21 protein-coding genes are annotated in these 22,350 nt (G+C 39.1%); 13 read left to right on the forward strand and 8 right to left on the reverse strand.

Features of this window, described 5'->3' with window-relative positions:
* The first annotated feature begins 208 nt into the window (after positions 1 to 208).
* The 7 genes from MST18_RS06585 (at position 209) to MST18_RS06615 (ending at position 7,284) form a co-directional block, all read left to right on the forward strand.
* Positions 209 to 2,848 (forward strand): bifunctional aconitate hydratase 2/2-methylisocitrate dehydratase, encoded by a 2,640-nt coding sequence (locus tag MST18_RS06585; protein ID WP_180004960.1) that lies wholly within the window; start codon positions 209 to 211, stop codon positions 2,846 to 2,848.
* A gap of 99 nt (positions 2,849 to 2,947) precedes the next feature.
* Positions 2,948 to 3,958, forward strand: a complete 1,011-nt coding sequence (locus tag MST18_RS06590; protein ID WP_180040398.1) for a hypothetical protein — start codon at positions 2,948 to 2,950, stop codon at positions 3,956 to 3,958.
* A gap of 106 nt (positions 3,959 to 4,064) precedes the next feature.
* Positions 4,065 to 4,280 (forward strand): hypothetical protein, encoded by a 216-nt coding sequence (locus tag MST18_RS06595; RefSeq protein ID WP_180040400.1) that lies wholly within the window; start codon positions 4,065 to 4,067, stop codon positions 4,278 to 4,280.
* 206 nt (positions 4,281 to 4,486) lie between these two features.
* Complete coding sequence (gltS, locus tag MST18_RS06600) at positions 4,487 to 5,710, forward strand: sodium/glutamate symporter (protein ID WP_180133154.1); 1,224 nt, start codon at positions 4,487 to 4,489, stop codon at positions 5,708 to 5,710.
* A gap of 92 nt (positions 5,711 to 5,802) precedes the next feature.
* Positions 5,803 to 6,660: a tetratricopeptide repeat protein gene (locus MST18_RS06605; protein ID WP_180133155.1), complete on the forward strand. Its 858-nt coding sequence runs from the start codon at positions 5,803 to 5,805 to the stop codon at positions 6,658 to 6,660.
* A 202-nt stretch (positions 6,661 to 6,862) separates the two neighbouring features.
* Positions 6,863 to 7,075 (forward strand): DUF4177 domain-containing protein, encoded by a 213-nt coding sequence (locus MST18_RS06610; protein WP_078193931.1) that lies wholly within the window; start codon positions 6,863 to 6,865, stop codon positions 7,073 to 7,075.
* Positions 7,072 to 7,284 (forward strand): hypothetical protein, encoded by a 213-nt coding sequence (locus MST18_RS06615; protein ID WP_180004964.1) that lies wholly within the window; start codon positions 7,072 to 7,074, stop codon positions 7,282 to 7,284. Before MST18_RS06610 ends, MST18_RS06615 begins: the two co-directional genes overlap by 4 nt.
* An 85-nt stretch (positions 7,285 to 7,369) precedes the next feature.
* Here the strand turns inward: MST18_RS06615 and MST18_RS06620 are convergent, their stop codons facing one another.
* Positions 7,370 to 7,855: an Lrp/AsnC family transcriptional regulator gene (locus MST18_RS06620; protein ID WP_078188537.1), complete on the reverse strand. Its 486-nt coding sequence runs from the start codon at positions 7,853 to 7,855 to the stop codon at positions 7,370 to 7,372.
* A 215-nt stretch (positions 7,856 to 8,070) separates the two neighbouring features.
* Entirely contained in the window at positions 8,071 to 8,931 is an 861-nt protein-coding gene (locus MST18_RS06625) for an alpha/beta fold hydrolase (protein WP_180133156.1), read from the reverse strand.
* Positions 8,932 to 9,104: 173 nt separating this feature from the next.
* Between MST18_RS06625 and MST18_RS06630 the strand changes: the two genes are divergently transcribed.
* Positions 9,105 to 9,566 carry a hypothetical protein gene (locus tag MST18_RS06630; RefSeq protein WP_180133157.1) on the forward strand — a complete coding sequence of 154 codons (462 nt, stop codon included), beginning with the start codon at positions 9,105 to 9,107 and terminating at the stop codon, positions 9,564 to 9,566.
* A gap of 274 nt (positions 9,567 to 9,840) precedes the next feature.
* On the opposite strand, the gene MST18_RS06635 is transcribed toward MST18_RS06630, so the two are convergent.
* Together MST18_RS06635 and brnQ are read right to left on the reverse strand one after the other, a co-directional pair.
* Positions 9,841 to 10,077 carry a hypothetical protein gene (locus tag MST18_RS06635; protein ID WP_078188534.1) on the reverse strand — a complete coding sequence of 79 codons (237 nt, stop codon included), beginning with the start codon at positions 10,075 to 10,077 and terminating at the stop codon, positions 9,841 to 9,843.
* Positions 10,078 to 10,635: 558 nt separating this feature from the next.
* Positions 10,636 to 11,928: a branched-chain amino acid transport system II carrier protein gene (gene brnQ, locus MST18_RS06640; protein ID WP_180133159.1), complete on the reverse strand. Its 1,293-nt coding sequence runs from the start codon at positions 11,926 to 11,928 to the stop codon at positions 10,636 to 10,638.
* Positions 11,929 to 12,277: 349 nt separating this feature from the next.
* Here brnQ and map point away from each other — a divergent pair, with 349 nt between their 5' ends.
* Positions 12,278 to 13,072 (forward strand): type I methionyl aminopeptidase, encoded by a 795-nt coding sequence (gene map / locus MST18_RS06645; RefSeq protein ID WP_078188532.1) that lies wholly within the window; start codon positions 12,278 to 12,280, stop codon positions 13,070 to 13,072.
* A gap of 320 nt (positions 13,073 to 13,392) precedes the next feature.
* On the opposite strand, the gene MST18_RS06650 is transcribed toward map, so the two are convergent.
* The gene (locus tag MST18_RS06650) at positions 13,393 to 14,307 is read right to left on the reverse strand and encodes a LysR substrate-binding domain-containing protein (protein ID WP_078188531.1); all 915 of its coding nucleotides are present in this window, start codon (positions 14,305 to 14,307) and stop codon (positions 13,393 to 13,395) included.
* Positions 14,308 to 14,586: 279 nt separating this feature from the next.
* Between MST18_RS06650 and MST18_RS06655 the strand changes: the two genes are divergently transcribed.
* Positions 14,587 to 15,498: a LysR family transcriptional regulator gene (locus tag MST18_RS06655; protein WP_078188530.1), complete on the forward strand. Its 912-nt coding sequence runs from the start codon at positions 14,587 to 14,589 to the stop codon at positions 15,496 to 15,498.
* Between the two features lie 135 nt (positions 15,499 to 15,633).
* Here the strand turns inward: MST18_RS06655 and MST18_RS06660 are convergent, their stop codons facing one another.
* Complete coding sequence (locus MST18_RS06660; protein ID WP_180133160.1) at positions 15,634 to 16,542, reverse strand: alpha/beta fold hydrolase; 909 nt, start codon at positions 16,540 to 16,542, stop codon at positions 15,634 to 15,636.
* A 25-nt stretch (positions 16,543 to 16,567) separates the two neighbouring features.
* Positions 16,568 to 17,107: a PadR family transcriptional regulator gene (locus MST18_RS06665; protein WP_180133161.1), complete on the reverse strand. Its 540-nt coding sequence runs from the start codon at positions 17,105 to 17,107 to the stop codon at positions 16,568 to 16,570.
* A gap of 181 nt (positions 17,108 to 17,288) precedes the next feature.
* Here MST18_RS06665 and MST18_RS06670 point away from each other — a divergent pair, with 181 nt between their 5' ends.
* The 3 genes from MST18_RS06670 to MST18_RS06680 all read left to right on the forward strand — a co-directional run bounded on the left by MST18_RS06670 (position 17,289) and on the right by MST18_RS06680 (position 21,136).
* Entirely contained in the window at positions 17,289 to 19,313 is a 2,025-nt protein-coding gene (locus tag MST18_RS06670) for an NADPH-dependent 2,4-dienoyl-CoA reductase (protein WP_180133163.1), read from the forward strand.
* 122 nt (positions 19,314 to 19,435) lie between these two features.
* Complete coding sequence (locus MST18_RS06675; RefSeq protein WP_078193923.1) at positions 19,436 to 19,840, forward strand: nuclear transport factor 2 family protein; 405 nt, start codon at positions 19,436 to 19,438, stop codon at positions 19,838 to 19,840.
* Between the two features lie 204 nt (positions 19,841 to 20,044).
* Positions 20,045 to 21,136: a YheT family hydrolase gene (locus MST18_RS06680; protein WP_180133164.1), complete on the forward strand. Its 1,092-nt coding sequence runs from the start codon at positions 20,045 to 20,047 to the stop codon at positions 21,134 to 21,136.
* 38 nt (positions 21,137 to 21,174) lie between these two features.
* Here MST18_RS06680 and MST18_RS06685 read toward each other — a convergent pair whose 3' ends face one another.
* Positions 21,175 to 22,350, reverse strand: a complete 1,176-nt coding sequence (locus tag MST18_RS06685) for an MFS transporter (protein ID WP_180133166.1) — start codon at positions 22,348 to 22,350, stop codon at positions 21,175 to 21,177.

A 22,350-nucleotide genomic window follows, 5' to 3' on the forward strand; every position in this document is an offset into this window, starting at 1 on the left:
AAAAGCGTGTTCTAAGTATTGATTTTGCTTAATGTATAAACGATATGAGGATCATTTATTTATAAAATAACGGGCATCACGAAGAAACACTTGTAGTGCATTAACTTTTAACTGGAATTTTAGTAAAATTTAGCAGTCCATATTATTTGCGTAGCTTTATTTAAAGCAGGAATGCGTAAATAATTTTTTAAAAAAGAGGAATAACACCGTGCTAGAAGCTTACCGCCAACACGTTGAAGAACGTGCCGCACTCGGAGTCCCACCGAAGCCACTTGACGATGCTCAAACAGCTGCATTAGTTGAATTATTAAAAAACCCACCAGCTGGCGAAGAAGCATTTTTAGTTGATTTACTAGAAAACCGTGTTCCAGCGGGTGTTGACCAAGCTGCATACGTTAAAGCTGCTTTCTTAGCTGCTTTGGCAAAAGGTGAAGCGACTTCTCCACTAGTAACTAAAGAACGTGCGGTTTACCTACTAGGTACTATGCTTGGTGGTTATAACGTTGCTCCTTTAGTTGCACTTCTTGATGATGCAGAGCTTGGTGAATTAGCTGCTGACGCACTTAAGAAAACTCTTCTTGTATTTGATGCCTTCCACGACGTTGCTGATAAAGCAAAAGCGGGCAATGCGAATGCACAAGCAGTTATGCAATCTTGGGCAGATGCTGAATGGTTCACTAGCCGTAAAGACGTTCCTGAAGAAATCAAACTTACAGTTTTCAAAGTAACTGGCGAAACGAACACAGACGACTTGTCACCTGCACAAGACGCGTGGAGCCGTCCAGACATTCCGTTACATGCTAACGCAATGCTTAAAAACGTACGTGACGGTATCAATCCAGAAGTTCCTGGCGAAGTTGGTCCACTTAGCCAAATCAAAGAGCTTATCGCGAAAGGCAACCAAGTTGCTTACGTAGGTGACGTTGTTGGTACTGGTTCTTCTCGTAAGTCAGCAACTAACTCTGTACTTTGGTTCTTTGGTGACGAAATTGCTCACATTCCGAACAAAAAAGACGGTGGTTATTGCTTAGGTTCTAAAATCGCTCCGATTTTCTTCAACACTATGGAAGATGCTGGTGCATTGCCAGTAGAAATCGATGTTCAAAACATGAACATGGGCGACGAAATCACGCTTAAAATCGACCACGCTGCTGCTAAAGTAACTGCGTTCAAAGACGGCGTTCAAATCGCTGAATCTGAACTTAAAACTCCAGTTCTTTTAGATGAAGTACGTGCTGGTGGCCGTATCAACCTTATCGTTGGTCGTGGTTTAACAACTAAAGCTCGTGAAGCTCTTGGTCTTGCACCTTCAACTTTATTCCGTACTCCAGTTCAACCTGCAGCTACTGGTAAAGGCTTCACTCAAGCTCAAAAAATGGTTGGTCGCGCTTGTGGTCTTCCTGAAGGTCAAGGTGTACTTCCAGGTACTTACTGTGAACCTAAGATGACTACTGTTGGTTCTCAAGATACAACAGGTCCAATGACTCGTGACGAACTTAAAGATCTTGCTTGCCTAGGCTTCTCTGCTGACCTCGTTATGCAATCTTTCTGTCACACAGCTGCGTATCCAAAACCAGTTGACGTTCAAATGCAGCACACGCTTCCTGATTTCATCATGAACCGTGGCGGTGTTTCTCTACGTCCAGGCGACGGTATTATCCACTCTTGGTTAAACCGTATGCTTCTTCCAGATACAGTTGGTACTGGTGGTGACTCGCATACTCGTTTCCCAATCGGTATTTCATTCCCAGCGGGTTCTGGTCTTGTAGCGTTTGCTGCTGCAACTGGCGTTATGCCACTAGACATGCCTGAGTCTGTTCTTGTTAAGTTCAAAGGTAAAATGCAACCTGGTATCACTCTACGTGACCTAGTACATGCGATTCCTTACGTTGCGATCCAAGAAGGCGACTTAACTGTAGAGAAAAAAGGTAAGAAAAACATCTTCTCCGGCCGTATCCTTGAGATCGACCTTACAGAAATGGAAACTGACCTTACTGTTGAGCAAGCGTTCGAACTTTCTGACGCATCTGCTGAACGTTCTGCTGCTGGTTGTTCTATCACGCTTTCTGAAGAGAAAGTTGCTGAATACCTTAAATCAAACATTACTATGTTGAAATGGATGATTTCTGAAGGTTATGGCGATGCTCGTACTATGGCGCGCCGTGTAGAAAACATGGAGAAATGGTTAGCGAACCCAAGCCTAATCAAAGCAGATCCAGATGCTGAATACACTAAAGTGTATGAAATTGACCTTTCTACAATTACTGAACCAGTTCTTTGCTGCCCGAACGACCCAGATGACGCTAAATTGCTTTCTGACGTTGCTGGTACAAAAATTGACGAAGTATTCGTTGGTTCATGTATGACTAACATTGGTCACTTCCGTGCGGCTGGTAAACTTCTAGACAAAGTTCCTGGTGGTTCTTTATCTACTCGTCTATGGTTGGCTCCTCCAACTCGTATGGACGAACGTCAATTGATGGAAGAAGGTTTCTATAACATCTATGGTAAAGCTGGCGCTCGTACAGAAATGCCAGGTTGTTCATTATGTATGGGTAACCAAGCACGTGTAGCTCCGAACACTACTTGTGTATCGACTTCTACTCGTAACTTCCCGAACCGTTTAGGTCAAGGCGCAAACGTTTACTTAGCTTCTGCTGAGCTTGCTTCTGTTGCTGCTGTACTTGGTAAATTACCAACTCCAGCTGAGTACCAAGAATACGCAGCTCAAATTGATAGCATGTCTGCCGACATCTACCAATACTTAAGCTTCGACAAAATGGGCGACTATACTGACGCTGCTAAAGACGTTGATACTAAGAAAATTGCTGCTGCTCAACTGTCTTAATTGATTAAGTAGTTAATAAGAAAATCCCACGTCATGTGGGATTTTCTTTATATAAAATTGCAATAGAAATAGCAAAATAATATTTTAGAAATTAGACATATGAAACTAAAAAACATTACACTTATACTATTAACACTTTGTTCATCAAATATTTTTGCTGAGGTATCTTTTACAAAGCTAGCAAATATTAAGTTAGTTGATGAAAATGCATATCGAACAAACTCAGAAGTACAATCTGACATTGAAGATTTGATCCAAGCAAAAAAATTCAAAGAAATCTCAACTAACGCCAATCAACTCTTAAATAGCGAAGAATATAATTTTGATGGTAAATTTAAACACACAAGTTATTTAGATTCTTTTCTTAGAATCGTAAATAAGCATCGTGTAACATCTTCAAATTATTACAAAGAGAATATTGCTCAAGGACAGAAATGGATCAAAGCTGAACCAGAATCACCATTAGGTTATATTTATTATGCAATGTGGGTTAGGCAACAGGCTTGGAGTGTTAGAGGGGGAAGTTATAGTTCACAGGTATCGCAAAATAATATGCAATATTTTGCTGATAAATCAATGCAGAATTTAAATTTTCTAATGGAAAATTATGATGTTGCATCAAAAGATCCTTTTTATTACTACATTCTTTTAATGACGCTACGTGATTTAGGTTTTGAAGAAAATTATCTAAGAGCTTATCAAGATGGAATTGTAAAATATCCAAAACAGAGAGTTATTTATAATACATTTATGGAAAGTTTTGAGAAAAAGTGGTTTGGAGAAAATTATGATGCTATTCAAATGATTATTAATGATATACAGGAAATGAATCCTGCAGAAAAAGATTTTCATTATTATCATATTCTATATACAGTACATAACAATAAGTATGATTTGAAAAAACTAAATGTAAATTGGGCTAGGGTTGAGCAAGGTGCCGTAGATTCTTTAAGTAAACTTACTTCTTTGAGTAAAATAAATGATGTGCAAAAATTGTATTGCTCTTATCCTGGGAATAGAGTGAGGTTGGAACGGTTATTAAAATCCTTTAAACAAGGACAATTAGAAAAAAGCTATATAGAAAATAGTTTGAATAACTGTCAAAAATAGAAATAATCGCCTCTTAATTGGAGGCTTTTATTTATAAATGTTATTTACAGTTCTAAGAATACAACGTTTAATCACAACTAATATTATTTTACAGTAGCATAGATCAGTGCCCAAACAATCCCGATTCCTCTGTATTGGTGGCTTCCTCAACGGAACCCAAGTCAAAGACCAAGGTGAAAGCTTTGTCTGCGTCGAAAATGGCAAACAGGTGACTTACCACAAAAAAGAAATCTTTAACCAAGATGCTTGGGATCAAGATTACTATGTCTGTGAAACCACCAGTGATAAAGAGGCGCATAACTGGGTATTCGATATCAAATAATGTCTCAAAATTCCTGTTTTTCAGTCATAAACGACCAATGCTTAGCACATCACATACGCTGAGCATTTTTATTTATTTCACTTATTAGACTTCAAAAATGTGTAGTAGAAGAAGGGGGGTAAATAGCTTATTTACATTTTTCTAGCTGAAAAAACTCCAATGATTATGTAAAAAGGTAAATAAAATTGAGCACTTAAGATTAAATTATGAATTATGAGCTAGATGCTTTTTTGACAATTGTCGTGGCGGTTTTGGTTTTATTTATCGGTTATTTCTTCGTACACAAAATTTCAATCCTGAAAAAATACAACATTCCTGAACCTGTAGCAGGCGGTTTGGTCGCTGCGATTATCACATTTATATTATTTAAAAACTTTAATATCACCGTAAATTTTGATGCCAAAATTCAGCAAATATTCATGCTGATGTTCTTTACATCGGTAGGCTTGAGCGCAAGTCTTGGAAAACTCAAAGAAGGCGGAAAAGCACTGGTACTGTTTTTAGGCTGTGTGATTGTATTTGTCATGCTGCAAAATATCGTTGGCATCAGTTTGGCCAAAGTTTTGGGATTAAATCCACTCATCGGCTTAATTACAGGTTCCGTAACACTTACAGGTGGTCACGGTACAGCAGGCGCATGGGGTACAGTCTTTGAACAAGATCATGGTATACAAGGTGCAGTCGTACTCGGTATGGCAAGTGCAACCTTCGGCTTGGTGATTGGCGGCATGATGGGCGGGCCAGTGGCGAAATTCCTCATCCGCCGTTTTCAGTTGGCAGAAGAACTTGTACCGACATCAGGGCGTAATGAAGCACCGCCTGCATCTGAAACGGCACCATTCGAATATCCTGAAAAAACTCGTTTAATTACCGCAGATGATGCCGTCAAAACGATGGGGATGTTTGCCATCTGTATCAGCTTTGCTTATTTCATGACAGAGTTTGCTCGTGGACAGTGGTTTGAATTACCTACCTTCGTTTGGGCTTTAGCGTGTGGTGTATTTTTAAGAAACACCCTTGAACTTGGCTTTAAAATTGAAATGTTTGATCGCTGTATCGATGTATTTGGTAACGCATCCTTGGCATTATTTTTATCCATGGCGCTGATGTCATTGCAGCTCTGGTTATTGGCAGATCTTGCAGGCCCGCTGGTGATTATTTTACTGGTACAAACCCTAGTTTTAGCACTGTATCTATACTTTGTAACTTTTAGGATCATGGGAAAAAGCTATGACGCAGCCGTACTTTGTGCAGGGCAATGTGGTGTAAATTTGGGTGCAACACCGACAGCGATTGCCAATATTCAGGCAGTGACCAATACCTATGGGCCATCACATAAAGCCTTTTTGATTATTCCTTTGACAGGGGCATTCTTTGTAGATATTGTCAATGCTGTGGTCATTCAGGCAACGATAGGCTTCTTTGGTTAATACTATATATAGCTTTAAAAATGCTAAAGCATCTAGATAGAGTGCTTTAGCATTTCATTTTTCACCATCTTATTGATCAAGAATAATAAACAATGAAAGTTTTAAAATATCATTTACCTTACATCAAATTGTTCATGCTATTTGTATTAACAGCACTTCCATTTTCTATAACCTTTTCAGCCGAAATTGATGTCCGAAAGACCATCGTTCAAGCAAAAAATAACGATAAACAGGCGCTTTATGATTTGGCTGTACTGAAACATATGGGGCTAGAAGGTGTGGAGATTAATCTGCCTGAAGCCATAGCGCTGTATAAGCGTGCTTCTGCCTTAGGGCATCGCTCAGCAAATCAAAATTTGGGATTGATGTATTACAAAGGTGTAGGAGTAAAAGTAGATTATGCAGAAGCCGCAAAATGGTTTGAGATCGGTGCTGAAAGGAACTTAGATGATTCAAAGCGTATGCTTTTGATCATGAATAAATATGAACTCATTCCAAGGAATGATAAAAAATTTGAAAGTCTTTTAATTGAATTTGCTCATAAAGGTAAGCAGGAAGATATCGAACAATTAGCCGACTATTACTACTATACGAAGAATGATCTACTGCTTGCAGAAAAACCTACAGTACTTTTAGCAGAAAAAGGATTGGCAAAGTATCAGCACCGGTTAGGCATGATTTACTATACAGGTACAGATGGAAAGCCGAATTATAAAAAAGCTTATCCATGGATTTTAAAGGCTGCGGAAGCAAATGATTTGAACGGAAAAATTAGCGTAGCAAGTTTTTATTTAGGTGGGCTAGGCGTACAGCAAGATTTTGAAAAAGCTGCTGCATGGTTTAATTCGGCTTATGAGCAGGACCCTGTGAAAACATGTGAAATTCACAGTCTCGTTCTGTCAGAATTGAACAATGAAACACAACAATGTGAGCTGAGTAGAAAACAATAAAAAGCCCCATGGTTGGGGCTAGTCGTATCACTCGCGTGATACTCATATAAGGCTCATCTCATACTGTGTATATTAAAGCATAAAATTGAAAAAAATGCTGAGTAAATTGACAGTTAAAACTTTGTTGTTTTAGGAAAAAGCGATCGTTATACTTTGCTCTGAACATTTGTTCATTTCACTATAACCATAAAGAACTATATTGATGAAAGAATATAAAGTTGTTATCTATCAAGAAGGTATGCTGGGATCTTTGCTGCTTGGCTCTTCAAAAGTTGATCCTGTTAAATTCACCAATTTTTTAAATCAAAATGCACAGCAAGGCTGGGCGGTGATTACAATGGAAAAGGATATTCGTCGTATGCTGCTTTTTTGGAAGCGCGAAGCTTATGTAGTTGTTTTGGAGAGAGAAAAATGAAATACGGTGTCTTTAGTGCACTTATTATTTCAGTTTTATGGGGTTTATTAGCCATCGCTCAATTATGGTTTGAGTTGCTCAGTGTCGAAGTATTTACCAAACTAACCGTCACAGTAGCGATCTTAGAAGCCATCATTATTATTGCAACATTGGTCATACGTGAGTATTTGACAGATAAAAAATTGAAAAAAGATGGCTATATAGATTAGAACACATAAATAGGGCAATTGAGTGCTGAACTCAATTGCCCTTAAATTTTAAAGTCATCTTATAGATTAGATCTATATGGGCTCATTACTCAATCATCATGAGGTCAGCACTGCTGGCAGATTTTAATTGTCGTAGTGCAAAAATAGAGCGGGTATGGCGTATACCTTTCATAGAATATAAATTTTTACGTAAAAAACGCTCATAGTGTTCAGCATTTTTAACTGCAACTTTCACCAAATAATCATAATCGCCAGTGACTAAATGTGCTTCTACTACTTCTGGCATATTGGCTAAAGTTTCACTAAATTGATCTAAAATTTCATCGTCGTGACGTTCTAATGTGATTTCAATAAAGAATAATTCATTGATCCCAATCGATTTTGGGTTGATGTTGGCTGTATAGCCGTCGATAATTTTTAAATTTTCTAGACGCTTTAAGCGTGTCCAACACGGCGAAGAGGAGAGACCAACACGTTCAGACAGCTGGGCTATGGTGAGTCGTCCATCTTCTCTTAATGCGGATAATATTAAGCGATCAATTCTGTCGAGGTTGTGTCGTGCTTCACTCATGCCAAAATAGAATATAATTGAGAAAAATTAGTTATATCATTTTTTGCAATAGTCGGCTGATGAAAATAAGTACACTTGGACGTTCAGTGCAGATTTTAAAGATAGAAAATAGAATATGTAAGCTGTCAGGCAGTTTGAATGAATCTAAAAGTAGAAATTATTGTGCAGTCCATAAAAAGACCACTCAGCCGGATTACTGACTGAGTGGTAAAAACTTAAGCGTGTAACTGTTGTTCAATGATCGGCCATAGGTTTTGATGTGATGATTTAAACATCAACATATGTCCGATGGCTTTATGACCTGTTTCTTTCGGTTTTAACTCAATCATTTGAGTCGAAGCATTCGGGTATAAGCGCAGCAAGTCTTTGACATTGGCTTCCGTGGCAATTTCGTCATCGGAGCTCCATACGGCAGTGATCGGGCAGCTCACTTTTTGATGAAAATCATGCTGAACAGTTTTGCCTAAGGCATTGATGACATAACCAGGTTTGCTACAAAATTCAGCCCATTCACGAGCTACATCTTTTGGCAAATTTTCCCCCATGCCAATCGCATTGGTCGGCCCATAGCCAATGGTATAGCGTGCAATCGGGAAGATCATATTAAACATCACCGGAGCTAAAAGCTTGGTGCGACCTTTAAGTTCTTTAACATGTCCTGTAGAGCCAGAAACAGCAACTACTTTGGCAACTTTGTCATAATTTGGAACGATACCTAATAATTGCCCGCCTGCACTATGACCGAGTAATATCACTTTAGGCGCTTGCGTTTTACTGATTAAAGCGTCGATTGCCGCAGGGATATCGAGCTGCCCCCATTGCACAATACTTGCTGTCGATTGTTTTAAAGGGCTATGTAGCGACTCACCAATACCACGAAAATCGAAAACTAAAACGTCATAGCCTTGTTGGCTCAACCATGTTGCATAGCTATTATAAAATTGCTTGGTAATGCCTGTAGCTGGACAAATCAACACAGGTAAAACCTGTTTTAGGTCTGTCTGGTGCGGATAAAAGCGCGCACTCAGCGAATAGCCGTCTTGGCAATGAATCGTGAGTTTTTCAGATGATGACATGATTCAAACTTTATGGATGTATTCCGATGCCTCTAATTTACACAAGTTCCAAAAAGAAACCTGAAAAGAGTATGACTCTAAAGTCATGTCATAACAGGTTTGAAGCAAGTACTATTGCAGAAGAAATACAGATAAAAATAATGCGTGTAATTGAACAATGGATGTAAATTAAAATGGACATGCTTCAACTTTCGGGTGCAGTAAAAATTGCGATAGTCTTTAGTGGGATTTATTTATGGGTAGGTATGCTCACGGGTGTGTGGAAATATGCACAAATAAGACAGTCTGAACTGGCACGTGCGCATTATTATGTCGATATAGCACATCGGAGCAGTTTGTTATACGCGCCAGCGACACTCATTTTGGCGGTATTGGCCTATTTTTCAGCACTTCCTCACGCGCTCAATTTACTCTTTGTAATCATCAATTTGTTCTTTTTTAGCTTTTCGATTTTAAGCTATGTGCTGCATGGCTTTTTAGCTGATACCACCAATCAATTTAAAGTCCCGCACGTCTTAGGCAAATGGCATTTACCTAAATGGATGATGAGTATGGCAATGCTTGGATTGGTGATAGGCGAGTTAATTGCAACACTCGGATTGCTCTTCGGAGTCATCGTTAAATTTTGGTTTTAAACAAAGCAATATCAATTAGAAATGGTTTGCATGAGATTGGAAGCTAATCAAGAACTAAAAGCTTTTAAAGTGCAGACGATGGCTATGTAGAAGAATTTATAAAACAAAATTTGAAGTTAAATAGAATCGAAAATTCATGAGAAAAGGCTGATGATTTTATGGTTATTTTAGGGATTATTTGTATTATTATTTAAAATGGATTGAATGAACGAGAAGGTGGGGAATGGCATCTTTTCTTTTTTCAAGATGGATGATGCCTCATCCATCTTCTAACTTAAAATTCTGTTGATTTTTGCTTTCGATATTTGTGGTCAATGACTGCCCATAAATAAAAGGCCACCGAGACAATAAGCGCATAAGCAAAGTATTCAGGTCTTAAATTTCCTTGTATTAAGCCTTGAATAAGTAGTGTCAGCATGAGAGCAATAGTGGTGCTTGTATAGGTCACCATGTTCTTATTTGCCTTCAGAGCGTTAATGAAGAATTGCTTTTTGAAATGTACTGATAACATCTCCACCCCTCCGTGTTGTTGTTTAGCCAAAACCCATGATTTTGGTCAGGTTTGAACTACTGTTGTACTTCGAAACTAGAAGTATTTCAATAGTAAATGTCATTATTTTGTCATAAAACTATGTTAGATCATCATATAAGAATAATCATTTTATTCATATACTAAATATTATGAATCTAAAGGTGTTGACTGGTGAGTAAAATGGTCGATGCATAATATCTATGTATGAATAAGCAATATATATACCAACACGGGTATATCGGCTTTATGACAAGAAACCGCCTAGCTTACAGTCTGAATCGGGCTTAATCATGGAGTTTGTGTACGGTGTATTTTGCAGAAAGTATTTGTATTTTAACTATTATTATATTTTGTAGCCAAAGGGCTGGCTTTTTTTCTCATCATGAAAATAAAACTTTATTTAAAAGTTCAATGACTTAGGGTTATTGCGCTGTAGTAGGACAAATAAATGTCAGTTTGGGTAAAACTCGACAATTATTGGTCACAGGTAAAATCGTCATTCGGGTAAAACTCCGATTTTAGACAGGTCAAAAAAGGTTATTTTTTAACTTTGTCAATTACAGCAGCAATAATCAGCACAATCGCAGAAGGGATCAGCCATGCTAAATTTTGTTGAGCAAGCGGTAGATTGGCAATAAAGCTTGGAAGTGCATCTTCGAAACCAGCCACTTTTAAACCGTCAAAAATACCGAAAATAAACGCACATGCGGTAACAGGCGCAATAACTCGTGATGGTGAAATAAACCATTTAGAGCAGAAGCTCAGTAGGATAACTACAATCGCAGGTGGATAAATCGCACTTAAAACAGGAACTGAAACGGCAATGAGTTTGGTTAAACCTAAGTTTGAAATAAGCAGTGAGAAGCCAACTAAAATGAACACAAAAACTTTGTATGGAATTTTAGTCAATTCTGAGAAATATTCAGCACATGCGCAGGTTAAGCCAATTGCGGTCACCATACATGCAACAAAAATCATTGCAGATAGGAAATAAGCGCCCATATCACCAAAAGCATGTTGTACATATGCATGCAGGATCACTGCACCATTTGTTGCATTTGGAGCAATATCATGGCTGCCCATACCGAGTTTGAATAAGCTGATATATACCAGTGTAAGTCCAATACCAGAAATAATACTGGCAATGACAGCATATTTGGTGACGAGCTTACTATCCGTTACGCCGCGTGAAGTAATGGCTTTGACGATCACAATACCAAAAACTAAAGCGCCTAATGTATCCATGGTTAAATAACCATTTACTACACCTTCAGAAACTGGTGCAGTTACGTAGTTATCAATTGCAGGTGGAATCACACCGGCAGGGATAAAGAACGCAGAGATACCCAGTATAACGAGGCCTAAAATCTTGAGTGGTGAAAGGAAATAACCTACGGTATCTAAAATTTTATTTGGGTAAAGTGAAACAATCGTCACCAATGCAAAATAAATCACGCTATAAATCAGCAGACTGTTTGCGCTGTTACCAAAATAAGAAGAGAAACCAATTTCATAAGAAACGGTAGCTGTACGAGGTGTTGCAAATAAAGGTCCAACAGCTAAGTAACACGCGACAGTAAGGATAATGCTGGCTGCTTTACCCAAAGGCGAACTTAAAACTTGAATAGAACCTTCAACACGCGACAAAGCAATAATCGTGATGACAGGTAGACCAACTGCAGTGATCAAGAAACCAAATGCAGCTAACCAAACATGTTCACCCGCTTGCTGTGCGACAATTGGTGGGAAAATAATGTTACCTGCACCAATAAACAGTGCGAAGGTCATAAAACCTAAGGCAACAATATCCCGTGTACGAAGACTTGTCATAAAGGGGAGATGAACTGTGAAAAAAGGCAATTTTAGTGCAATTAAGCTCGTTTTTGGAGCAAAATTTATAAATCGTATAGATAGTTTTTATAATACGAATCATGAATATATTGACAGATAAAATAATGTTTTATTTATATTTATGATAAATAAAAGAAATTTATTGTATATAAAATTTTTATAGGAATAAGTTTAGCTATTAAGATTTATCAGATATAAATCAATTGTTCTAATTTTCAGCACTAAATAGGATGCTATAAGCCGAATAAATGCAGAAATATTGGCTGAATAAAACAAAAAAAATCTAAAAGGTCTATAATTCGGTGTATTCAAATTTGAGGATATTCAGATGAAAGCTTCCAAAATCACGATTAAAACCGAGCAAGATATTGAAAAATTACGTATTTCAGGTCGTTTAGCTGCTCAGGTTTTAGAGATGATCGGGGAGTATGTCAAGCCGGGCGTGACCACTGAATATCTCGACGATATTTGTAATGATTTTATCGTCAACACACTTAAAGTGATTCCTGCCAACGTTGGCTACTATGGCTATACCAAAACCACCTGCATTTCACCGAATGAAGTGGTTTGTCATGGTATTCCTTCGAAAGAAACCGTATTGAAAGATGGTGACATTATCAATATTGATGTTGCCATCATTAAAGATGGTTATTTTGGTGATACCAGTCGTATGTACTATGTGGGTGAGGTTTCGCCTGCGGCTAAAAAGTTAGTCGAAACTACCTACGAAGCGATGGTTGCAGGGATTCATGCTGTTAAACCGGGAGCAACATTGGGTGATGTAGGCTATGCCATTCAACAAGTTGCTCATCGTGAAGGCTACAGCATTGTACGTGAATACTGTGGTCACGGGATTGGTAAGGTTTATCATGAGCAACCAAGTGTTTTACACTATGGTCAACCGGGTCAAGGTGTCATTCTGAAAAAAGGCATGGTCTTTACCATTGAACCGATGATTAATAGCGGTAAAGCACGTACTAAAGAGTTAAAAGACGGCTGGACAGTAATTACTGCAGACCGTTCTTTATCGGCACAGTGGGAACATATGGTTGTTGTAACCGATACTGGTTTTGAGTTGTTATCTCCATGGCCAGAGGGTACAGGCGCATATCCCGCGATCTAAGCTCTGTAGTGTTGTTAATGCCATATCTACTGTGTCCAAATGATTGAAGTTAAATAAAATTATACAGTTGTATATTTTTTGACTTTAGTCTAGGAGTTCGTGGTGGTTATGGACGTTATCGTTTTTAAGACTAACTACATTTCTCTAAGTCTTAATTTGTAAGGCTTTGCCTATAGCTCAAAAAATCAGTTAGAGCTATTAACGATTTAATAAAGATGTATTTTATTTATACAATAGCCCTACAGATTCTGCTGTAGTTTCTGATTTTACTTAGTTTTTAAGTTTTCGCTTACCCATCACATGGGTAAGCTTTTTTTTGCTTAAAATTTAGCGTGTTCATGTTGGCTGAGTTTTTCAACTAAGTAATCAATGAATACACGTACAGCAGGTAGTAAGCCACGACGAGATGGATAAACTGCATGGAAAATACCATGTGCAGCTTTCCACTCAGGTAGTACACGAACCAAAGCACCTGATTTCACGTGATCGGACACAATACTGTCGGGTAATAACACCACGCCACAATCTTGGCAGGCCAGTGCAGCTAACATAGACAGGTCAGAGCCCATCACGGTTGGGTTAACTTTGATTTTTTTCTGATGATGCTGTGCATCGGTCACAATAATATGTTGATCGAGATGCTCATCCGCCATACTTAATATTTGATGCTGAGATAAATCTTCAGGTTGTTTGAGTTCACCAAATTTATTCAGATACGCCTGACTGGCAAATAAGTGCTGCTCAATCGTTTCAAATTTACGAATGACTAAATTAGGGTCGTCGTCTAGATTTGAACGTACACGTAGCGCAAGATCGAAGCCTTCATTAATGATATCTACGCGTCGATTGGTCACCATCATTTGCACTTTGATTTCTGGATATTGCTTTAAAAATTCAGGCAATATTTTGGTCATTTCATTTTGCGCGATGGAAACAGGTAAGCTGACTTTAATTAAGCCGCGCGGCTGCGTACTGAGATGATCAACCAAATCATGTGCGGCTTGAGCGGCATTCATCATAACTTGTGCATGGCGGTAGATATTCATACCAATATCTGTAACAGCAAAATGTCGTGAACTACGTTGAATCAGGCGGACACCTAAACGTTCTTCTAAGTTATAGACCCGACGACTCAGTTTTGATTTTGGAATATCTGTTGCACGTTCGGCTGCACTAAAACCACCATGTTCGACCACTTGGGCAAAACAATAAAAATCATCTAGATCACTCAGCACTGTTCTTATTCCATATTTGCAACGATTTTGCTAATTAACTTGAATTGTTTCATGAAGTCAATCACGTTTTGTAGTTTTTCATGTGAGAAGATTGAGCAAAATTGCCAATACTAAAGTCGGGTTAACCTTGTAATCGTTTCACATTAGCATGACCAAACAATAAATGTGGTGTATACATCTTTTAAATAACCGAATTTGAAGGATGTGATTTGAGTGTCGTCCTGATATATTCAAATAAAAGACCATTATGAAAGAAATTCGACATTAAAGGACAATGTCATGGAATTAAGACATTTACGTTACTTTGTTGCCGTTGTAGAAGAACAGAGTTTTACGAAGGCTGCTGAAAAGCTATTTATTGCTCAACCTCCTTTAAGTCGTCAAATTCAAAATTTAGAAGAAGAGTTGGGGGCACAGCTTTTTGAGCGTGGCAGCCGTCCTTTAAGAACCACCACCATTGGACGTTTCTTTTATCAGCAAGCTGTGAAATTACTTTCCAATGCAGAAGAAATTAAGCTCATTACGCAGCGGGCCAGTGCTACAGAACGTACCATTAATATTGGGTATGGCGGTTCGTTACTCTGTGGTTTATTACCTCGAATTGTTTATTTGTTCCGTCAGCAATATCCACACTTAAATGTAAATTTAATTGAACTGAGTGCAGTCGATCAGATTCAGGCATTAAAAGAAGGTCGGGTTGATGCATGTTTTAGCCGAGTTCGAGTGTCGGATCAGGCGGTTAAACGTGTGCTATTGCGTGAAGAGCCACTAATTGTTGCGGTGCATTCGAGTCATCCTTTATCTTCACAGCAGCAGATTGCATTAAATAATCTCAAAGATGAGCAGATTTTTATCTATCCAGCAACGGATGGTCAAAGTTATGCAACGCTGATCAAGTCGTTGTTTTTAGAATATGGTATGGAGCCGAAACGCTTTAATACTCAAGCAGATTTGCAACAATCACTAGGCATGGTTGCCGCAGGCGAAGGCATTTGTATTGTTCCTGAATCTGTACAAATTATGCAGTTTAGGCATGTGAATTATGTGAAATTATCGGACAGTGCTGCCATTAGCCAAATTTATTTGATTGTGCGGAATGATGATGAAGGGGAATTGGCACGTCCTTTATTTGATTGTGTTTACCAAGTATATGATTTGGAAGCAATTGAATACGATCGTCGGGTTTTCTAGTGCTTATTTAAAAAAGTAATAATAACGTTAAATTTGAAATTCAATTTAGAAGCAAACAGTTAAGTAACACTTTCCTTCATACAAAAATAGGCTCAATCTTGAAAGTTTTGAGCCTATTTTTTTGATTTAGTGTTATTAGACCGCTTGTTTTAAAAACTTGGTGACTTCACGGCTAAATTTGACCGGTTCACTGAGCAATGGCGTGTGCCCCGATTTCTTAAAAATGATTTGCTCTGCATTGGTTAGGCTGTCAGCAATAATTTTTTGACCTTGGGCAGGATAGAGGATCGATTTTGCACCTATGAAAAAAGTTGTTGGTGCGGTGAGTGCTGCAATGGCTTCACGATAATCTTCAGTATGATTCAAATAATTTTGAATATACCAATATAAATAGGCCACACTTTGTGATGGTAACATTAGCTTCTGTAAAGTTGGTTGTTGGTATGCAAAACGGAAAGCGGATAATGCATAAGGATTGCTATTTTGTAAGTCTATGAATCTTAACCAAGCATCGACCAGACCTTGACGGTCATGTTTATTCATCTGCTGTGCAAATGGCACGGAGAGGTTAGTTACAAGTACCTTCGAGATGTCTTCTAAAATACTTAAAAACTCAGTGTGACGTTTGCCATATAAACCATATTGCCAATCTTCATCTACTCTAATTTTAGGCGTTTGATCGATGTGCAAATAACGTTTAATTTTTTCGGCAAACTGACCGTATTTTAAACCGTGCATGGTGGTCGTTGCCCCCATGGAGTATGCAATCACCGTGATTTTATCGTAACCAAGCTGGGAAACTAAGCTGTCAATATCTCGCCAATGGCTTGAAATGGTGTCCATATTGGGAATTTGACAATGTTTAGAGCCGCCAAATCCACGCCAGTCTGGAATGATAAATTTAAAATGCTTTCGGTGTTGATATAGAAAAGGGTGCCATTGCCAACTTTGCATGCCGAGTCCAGATAAAACCAGGATTGGTTCTCCTTGACCATATTCACGAACATATAGTTGTTGTTGATCTGGCATTGTATAGTGCGGCATGCGGCTTCCTATTTATTTTTTTGTTTTAGCGATTAAATTTATGCAACTGTGGAATGATGGTTTCAAGCCATTTGATCCAACCGATTTCCAAATCAATCCCAAGCTGTAAAATCATTTTATGAATGTACAAAGTACGGTCTTCATCATGCGCATGTGCAAAGTCTTTTGCAAAAATAGACTGGTACACTTTTAGTTTTTCTTTGTGAATTTCTAGATGACGTTCTAATTCGGGTAATACGCCATTTGTACCCAGCTGAGCTTCTGCACGTAAACGGACCATCAACTCTTCACGTAACTGAGCCGGAGGGCTTTGCTCAACCATCCAATTGGCTAATTCAACACGTCCAAGCTGTTCAACTTGGTAGGTTTTTTTACGGGTTGTACTGTGCTCATCTTCAATGGTGCTGATCCAGCTTTTTTGCAGCATGCCATTGAGTTCACGGTAGATTTGCTGATGTGTTGCATTCCAAAAAAAGCCCATAGAGCGGTCAAAACGGCGTGCAAGGTCGATTCCTGTACTCGGTTTTTCAAGTAAGCTCGTGAGTAAAACATGGGCTAAAGACATATATGGCTCAGTCAAAATAGTTTTGTACTTTTTATTATGCAACATGTTGCATAAGAATCAAATCTCGCATATAAATTAGTGCAACAAGTTGCAAAAATATTGTATACGTAGATGGAAAGAGAAAGCTCGTATACAAGTGAAGATAAAAATAGCCAGCTTTTCAGCACGCTAAGGAGAAAAAATGTCAAATTATCCAAATTTATTGGCACCACTAGATTTAGGTTTTACAATGCTAAAGAACCGTGTATTGATGGGTTCTATGCATATTGGTCTGGAAGAAGCACCGGGTGGCTATGAGCGCATGGCAGCGTTTTATGCGGAGCGTGCGAAAGGTGGTGTAGGTCTGATTGTAACTGGTGGTATTTCTCCAAATGATGATGGTGTGACATTTGCTGGTGGCTCAAAATTAGATTCTTTAGAAGAAGCAGAAAAACATAAAGTGATTACGCAGGCGGTACATGATGCTGGCGGTAAAATTGCGATGCAGATTTTGCATACAGGTCGCTACTCGTATCAAGCCAATAATGTTGCACCTTCATCTATTCAAGCACCAATTAACCCAGTAAAACCGCAAGCTTTAAGCACAGCAGACGTCGAACGCACGATCAATGATTTTGCCAAATGTGCTCAGTTAGCACAGACAGCGGGTTATGACGGTGTAGAAGTCATGGGGTCAGAAGGTTATTTAATTAATGAGTTTATTGCTGCACGTACCAACCACCGTGATGATGAATGGGGTGGCAGTTATGAAAACCGGATTCGTTTTCCAATTGAGATCGTGCGTCGTACGCGTGAATTAGTCGGTGAAAATTTTATTATTATTTACCGTCTTTCTATGCTGGATTTGGTTGAAGGTGGTTCGACTTTCGAAGAAGTTGTACAACTTGCAAAAGCCATTGAAAAAGCTGGTGCAACCATTATCAATACCGGTATTGGTTGGCATGAAGCGCGTATTCCGACCATTGCAACCAAAGTGCCACGTGCTGCATTTACATGGGTGACCAAGAAATTAAAAGGTATTGTGAATGTTCCTTTAATCACCTCAAACCGTATTAACACTCCTGAAATGGCTGAGCACGTACTTGCTTCGGGTGATGCAGATATGGTGTCCATGGCACGTCCAATGCTGGCTGACCCACGTTTTGTGGAAAAAGCAGAACAAGGTCGTAGTGATGAAATTAATACCTGTATTGGTTGTAACCAAGCCTGTCTAGATCATATTTTCTCGATGAAAATTGCAACATGTTTGGTTAACCCTCAAGCTTGCTATGAAACTGAACTGATTTTTAAAGAATCTGCACAGGTGAAAAATATTGCTGTGATTGGTGCGGGACCTGCAGGTTTAAGCTTTGCAACTTATGCTGCAGAGCGTGGTCATAACATAACTATTTTTGAAGCATCGAGCCAAATTGGTGGACAGTTTAATATTGCGAAAACGATTCCTGGTAAAGAAGAGTTTTATGAAACGCTGCGTTATTTCAAACGTAAAATAGAACTATTGCCTCAGATTAAATTGGTATTGAACCATACAGCAACGTATGAAGAATTAGCTCAGTCTGATTTTGATTACATCGTGGTGGCGACGGGTGTAACACCGCGTCAGTTAGATATAGATGGTATTGATCATCCAAAAGTATTGAGCTATTTACAGGTATTACGTGAACGTCAACCTGTTGGCAAACGTGTTGCGATCATTGGTGCAGGCGGTATTGGTTTCGATACGGCTGAATATTTAACGCATGAAGGTGAAAGCGGTAGCCTCAATCCTGAGAAATTTTATGATGAATGGGGTATTGATACCACTTATGCACAAGTCGGTGGCTTGAAACATCCAGACGTCGAAGAATCGCCGCGTGAAGTGTATTTATTGCAACGTAAGGCTAAATCGGTCGGTGCTGGCTTAGGTAAAACCACGGGTTGGATTCACCGTACAGGTTTGAAACACCGCGATGTGAAAATGATTGCGGGTGCAAGCTACGACAAAATTGATGATCAAGGTTTGCATATTACCGTTGATGGTCAACCACGTATTTTAGATGTTGATCATGTGGTGATTTGTGCAGGTCAGGAATCCTATACCGCGATGTATGAACAGCTACAAGCAGATGGGAAAAATGTGCATTTGATTGGTGGTGCGAAAGAAGCAGGTGAGTTAGATGCTAAACGTGCCATTCGTCAAGGTGCAGATTTGGCTGCGGTGATTTAATCAGCCTCATACTAAACCACGACAACTTCATTCAATTTAATATGCAGTTGTCGTGCTTCCTCTCCATTTGGGAGAGGAGTTTGAGGAAAGGGAAATGATTCATCAAAAAAAAGGACATAAACATGACTATTGAAACAACAAAAAAATCTGTTGCACGTTGGCACGAAATGCTTAACACACGGGATATGAATATTTTAAATGAACTCTTGGCAGAGGATGTGGTGTTTCGTTCACCTGTCGCGTTTAACCCATATCCAGGTAAGCCTGTAGTAACTTTTATTTTGACCAATGTGATTCAAATTTTTGAAAATTTTACCTATCACCGTGAGTTTTACTCAGAAGATGGTTTAAATGTGGTGCTTGAGTTTTCTGCCAATGTTGGAGAGAAAAAGTTAAAAGGGATCGACATGATTCAGTTTAATGAACAAGGACAGATGATAGATTTTGAAGTCATGCTCCGTCCGAAAAGTGGGTTGGAAGCATTGGCTGCGAAAATGGGTGAGCGCATTATGCAATATCAGCCTTAAATCTGCTGATTTTTAAATGCTCATCACAGAATGATAAAAAGCATGATGGATATTGTCATGCTTTTTGCTTATGAGGCTTAAGCAAACAAATATTGCTAGCGAGATATGGTTTTGTAGATACGTTTTTTTTAATGGGCATTGTTAGTCAAAGTGAAAAGATTGGAATAATTTGCTGTGGTGCGAAGCGAGGTGAAGGTAAGGTCAATGAATAATGTGATTCATAAAGGGCGTCAGGCTCTTTTAAATTTTGTAGATCATGCCATCGGTGCAGAATTACCACAGCTTTATTATCATCCTGAAGGGCAAATGAAACATGTGCTGCCGAAGTTAAAGCAACTACATGAAAAATATCGTCCTACGCCTTGGCTGTCGAATACCCATGCACATTTACTGTATTTTGATGTCATTAAAAAGCGCCAAATGAAACTCAAATACGATGCCATAGAACAACTGACCATGGCTGATGGAGGGATCACAGCCATTGCATGGTTGGGCTTAGATTTGCCTGCAGATGTACCAACCGTGGTGCTCATGCATACGATTACAGGAACGCCTGAAAGTATGCGAGAAGTGGTTCGGGATCTTCATCTATATACTGGTTGGCGTATTGCACTGTGTTTAAGACGCGGTCATGCCAATTTGCCTATGCCAGTTGCCAAAATAAACTTATTTGGTTCAACAGATGACCTACGTGAACAGATTGCCTTTATTCAGCAGAAATTTCCCGAATCGAATTTGTATGGCGTCGGTTCATCTGCAGGAACGGGGTTATTGGTCCGCTATTTAGGCGAACAAGGGGAGGAAACACCATTTAAAGCGGCTTTTGCTTTATGTCCGGGCTATGACACCGAGCTTGGCTTTAAAAATGTACATCCTTTTTACAGTAAAATGATGACCAAGAAGCTCTTTCAGAAATTTGTAGAACCCTATTCTGCAACATGGTCAACGACTCCATCTATAATTGAAGTCCTAAAAAGTAAAGATCTGGCGCAGTTTGAACGTACATATTTTCAAATGGCGGGTTTTACTGATTATGAAAGTTATGCCAAATCCACCAACCCAATTTATGTATTTGAAAATCTTAAAATTCCTTTGATGATTTTAAATGCCGAAGACGATCCTATTTGCCACATTCAAAACTTTGAACCCTATAAAGAATTAATCCGTTCTTTGCCGAATGTAGTGGTGGTGACCACTAAAAAAGGCAGTCACTGTGGTTATTATGAAGGTTTAGTCGACACCCATTCATGGGCAACCAAATTGATGGCAGATTTTTTAAAGTTATATGCGAACTAAAAAATAGCCTACTTTAGGTAGGCTATTTTAAGTATGTGTTACTCAGCTTGTGCGCAACATGCAGTAATTTGAGGTTTAAGCTTCATCTGTATCAATACTAAAATCAACGCTATAGCGCTCAGTGTAGCGCCTGCATAAGACACCGCAGCATAGCTTAGGTTAAGATTTAGCACTGCGGCACCTGCGACTGCACCCAATGCATTTCCAAGATTAAATGCACCAATATTCACAGAAGAAGCAAGGCCAGGGGCATCGTGAGCGACTGTCATAACACGCATTTGTAAAGGTGGTACAACGGCAAAGGCTGCTGCTCCCCAGATGATTAATGCAATCGCCGCGCCAATGGTGGTTGTTGCTAAAATTGGAAATAACAGCATCATCAGCATGAGTAAGACTAAAAAGCCAATCAAGGTTTTATCTAAAGACTGATCTGCAAACTTACCACCGAAATGGTTACCGATTGAAAATCCGATCCCGATTAAGACCAACATGAAAGTGATAAGCTCAGGGCTTGCATGGGTAAAGACTTTTAAGCTCGGTGCTATATAGGTATAGAGCGCGAACATCGCTCCAGCACTCATGACTGTGGTGAGCAGTGCTAAAACAACAGGCATGCGTGTTAATACTGTTAACTCTGCTCGTACATCAGGTTTTTCGGTCTGTTGCTGATGAGGTAGTGATTTCCATAATGCCAACATGGTGATGATGCCCAGTAAGGTAATAGCGGCAAAAGACATACGCCAACCGATATTTTGCCCCACCCACGTTGCGAGTGGCACGCCGCCAATATTGGCAATGGTCAAGCCCATAAACATCATAGCAACGGCACTGGCTTGTTTATCTTTCGGCACAACACTCGCTGCAACGACAGAACCTAAGCCAAAAAATGCACCATGATTTAAGCTAGTCACCAAACGTGCAGCCATTAAACCGAGATAATTGGGTGCAATCGTTGCCAAAATATTACCGATGGTAAAGATTGCCATTAGTAAAATAAGGGCAGTACGTTTAGGAAAACGTGCTAACCATAAGGTCATCAATGGGGCACCAATCATGACGCCAACGGCATAGGCACTAATCAGTAAGCCCGCTTGAGGAATGGAAACCGATAAATCTGCTGCGATTTCAGGCAAAAAACCCATCGGTGAAAATTCTGTTGTGCCAATTGCAAAAGCACCTGCGGCTAATGCAATTAATGGAAAATTGAATTTCAT

Origin of the sequence: Acinetobacter sp. YH12068_T (genome assembly GCF_024606005.1) — a bacterium.
Lineage (GTDB): Bacteria > Pseudomonadota > Gammaproteobacteria > Pseudomonadales > Moraxellaceae > Acinetobacter > Acinetobacter amyesii.

Excerpts from the sequence above, each read along its gene's own strand:
- MST18_RS06660 (WP_180133160.1), bottom strand. The coding sequence starts at position 16,542 with ATGCCGCACTATACAATGCCAGATCAACAACAACTATATGTTCGTGAA.
- MST18_RS06675 (WP_078193923.1), top strand. The coding sequence starts at position 19,436 with ATGACTATTGAAACAACAAAAAAATCTGTTGCACGTTGGCACGAAATG.
- MST18_RS06620 (WP_078188537.1), bottom strand. The coding sequence starts at position 7,855 with ATGAGTGAAGCACGACACAACCTCGACAGAATTGATCGCTTAATATTA.
- MST18_RS06670 (WP_180133163.1), top strand. The coding sequence starts at position 17,289 with ATGTCAAATTATCCAAATTTATTGGCACCACTAGATTTAGGTTTTACA.
- map (WP_078188532.1), top strand. The coding sequence starts at position 12,278 with ATGAAAGCTTCCAAAATCACGATTAAAACCGAGCAAGATATTGAAAAA.
- MST18_RS06665 (WP_180133161.1), bottom strand. The coding sequence starts at position 17,107 with ATGTCTTTAGCCCATGTTTTACTCACGAGCTTACTTGAAAAACCGAGT.
- MST18_RS06605 (WP_180133155.1), top strand. The coding sequence starts at position 5,803 with ATGAAAGTTTTAAAATATCATTTACCTTACATCAAATTGTTCATGCTA.
- MST18_RS06655 (WP_078188530.1), top strand. The coding sequence starts at position 14,587 with ATGGAATTAAGACATTTACGTTACTTTGTTGCCGTTGTAGAAGAACAG.
- MST18_RS06590 (WP_180040398.1), top strand. The coding sequence starts at position 2,948 with ATGAAACTAAAAAACATTACACTTATACTATTAACACTTTGTTCATCA.
- MST18_RS06625 (WP_180133156.1), bottom strand. The coding sequence starts at position 8,931 with ATGTCATCATCTGAAAAACTCACGATTCATTGCCAAGACGGCTATTCG.
- MST18_RS06630 (WP_180133157.1), top strand. The coding sequence starts at position 9,105 with ATGGACATGCTTCAACTTTCGGGTGCAGTAAAAATTGCGATAGTCTTT.
- MST18_RS06635 (WP_078188534.1), bottom strand. The coding sequence starts at position 10,077 with ATGTTATCAGTACATTTCAAAAAGCAATTCTTCATTAACGCTCTGAAG.
- MST18_RS06615 (WP_180004964.1), top strand. The coding sequence starts at position 7,072 with ATGAAATACGGTGTCTTTAGTGCACTTATTATTTCAGTTTTATGGGGT.
- brnQ (WP_180133159.1), bottom strand. The coding sequence starts at position 11,928 with ATGACAAGTCTTCGTACACGGGATATTGTTGCCTTAGGTTTTATGACC.
- MST18_RS06610 (WP_078193931.1), top strand. The coding sequence starts at position 6,863 with ATGAAAGAATATAAAGTTGTTATCTATCAAGAAGGTATGCTGGGATCT.
- gltS (WP_180133154.1), top strand. The coding sequence starts at position 4,487 with ATGAATTATGAGCTAGATGCTTTTTTGACAATTGTCGTGGCGGTTTTG.
- MST18_RS06685 (WP_180133166.1), bottom strand. The coding sequence starts at position 22,350 with ATGAAATTCAATTTTCCATTAATTGCATTAGCCGCAGGTGCTTTTGCA.
- MST18_RS06680 (WP_180133164.1), top strand. The coding sequence starts at position 20,045 with ATGAATAATGTGATTCATAAAGGGCGTCAGGCTCTTTTAAATTTTGTA.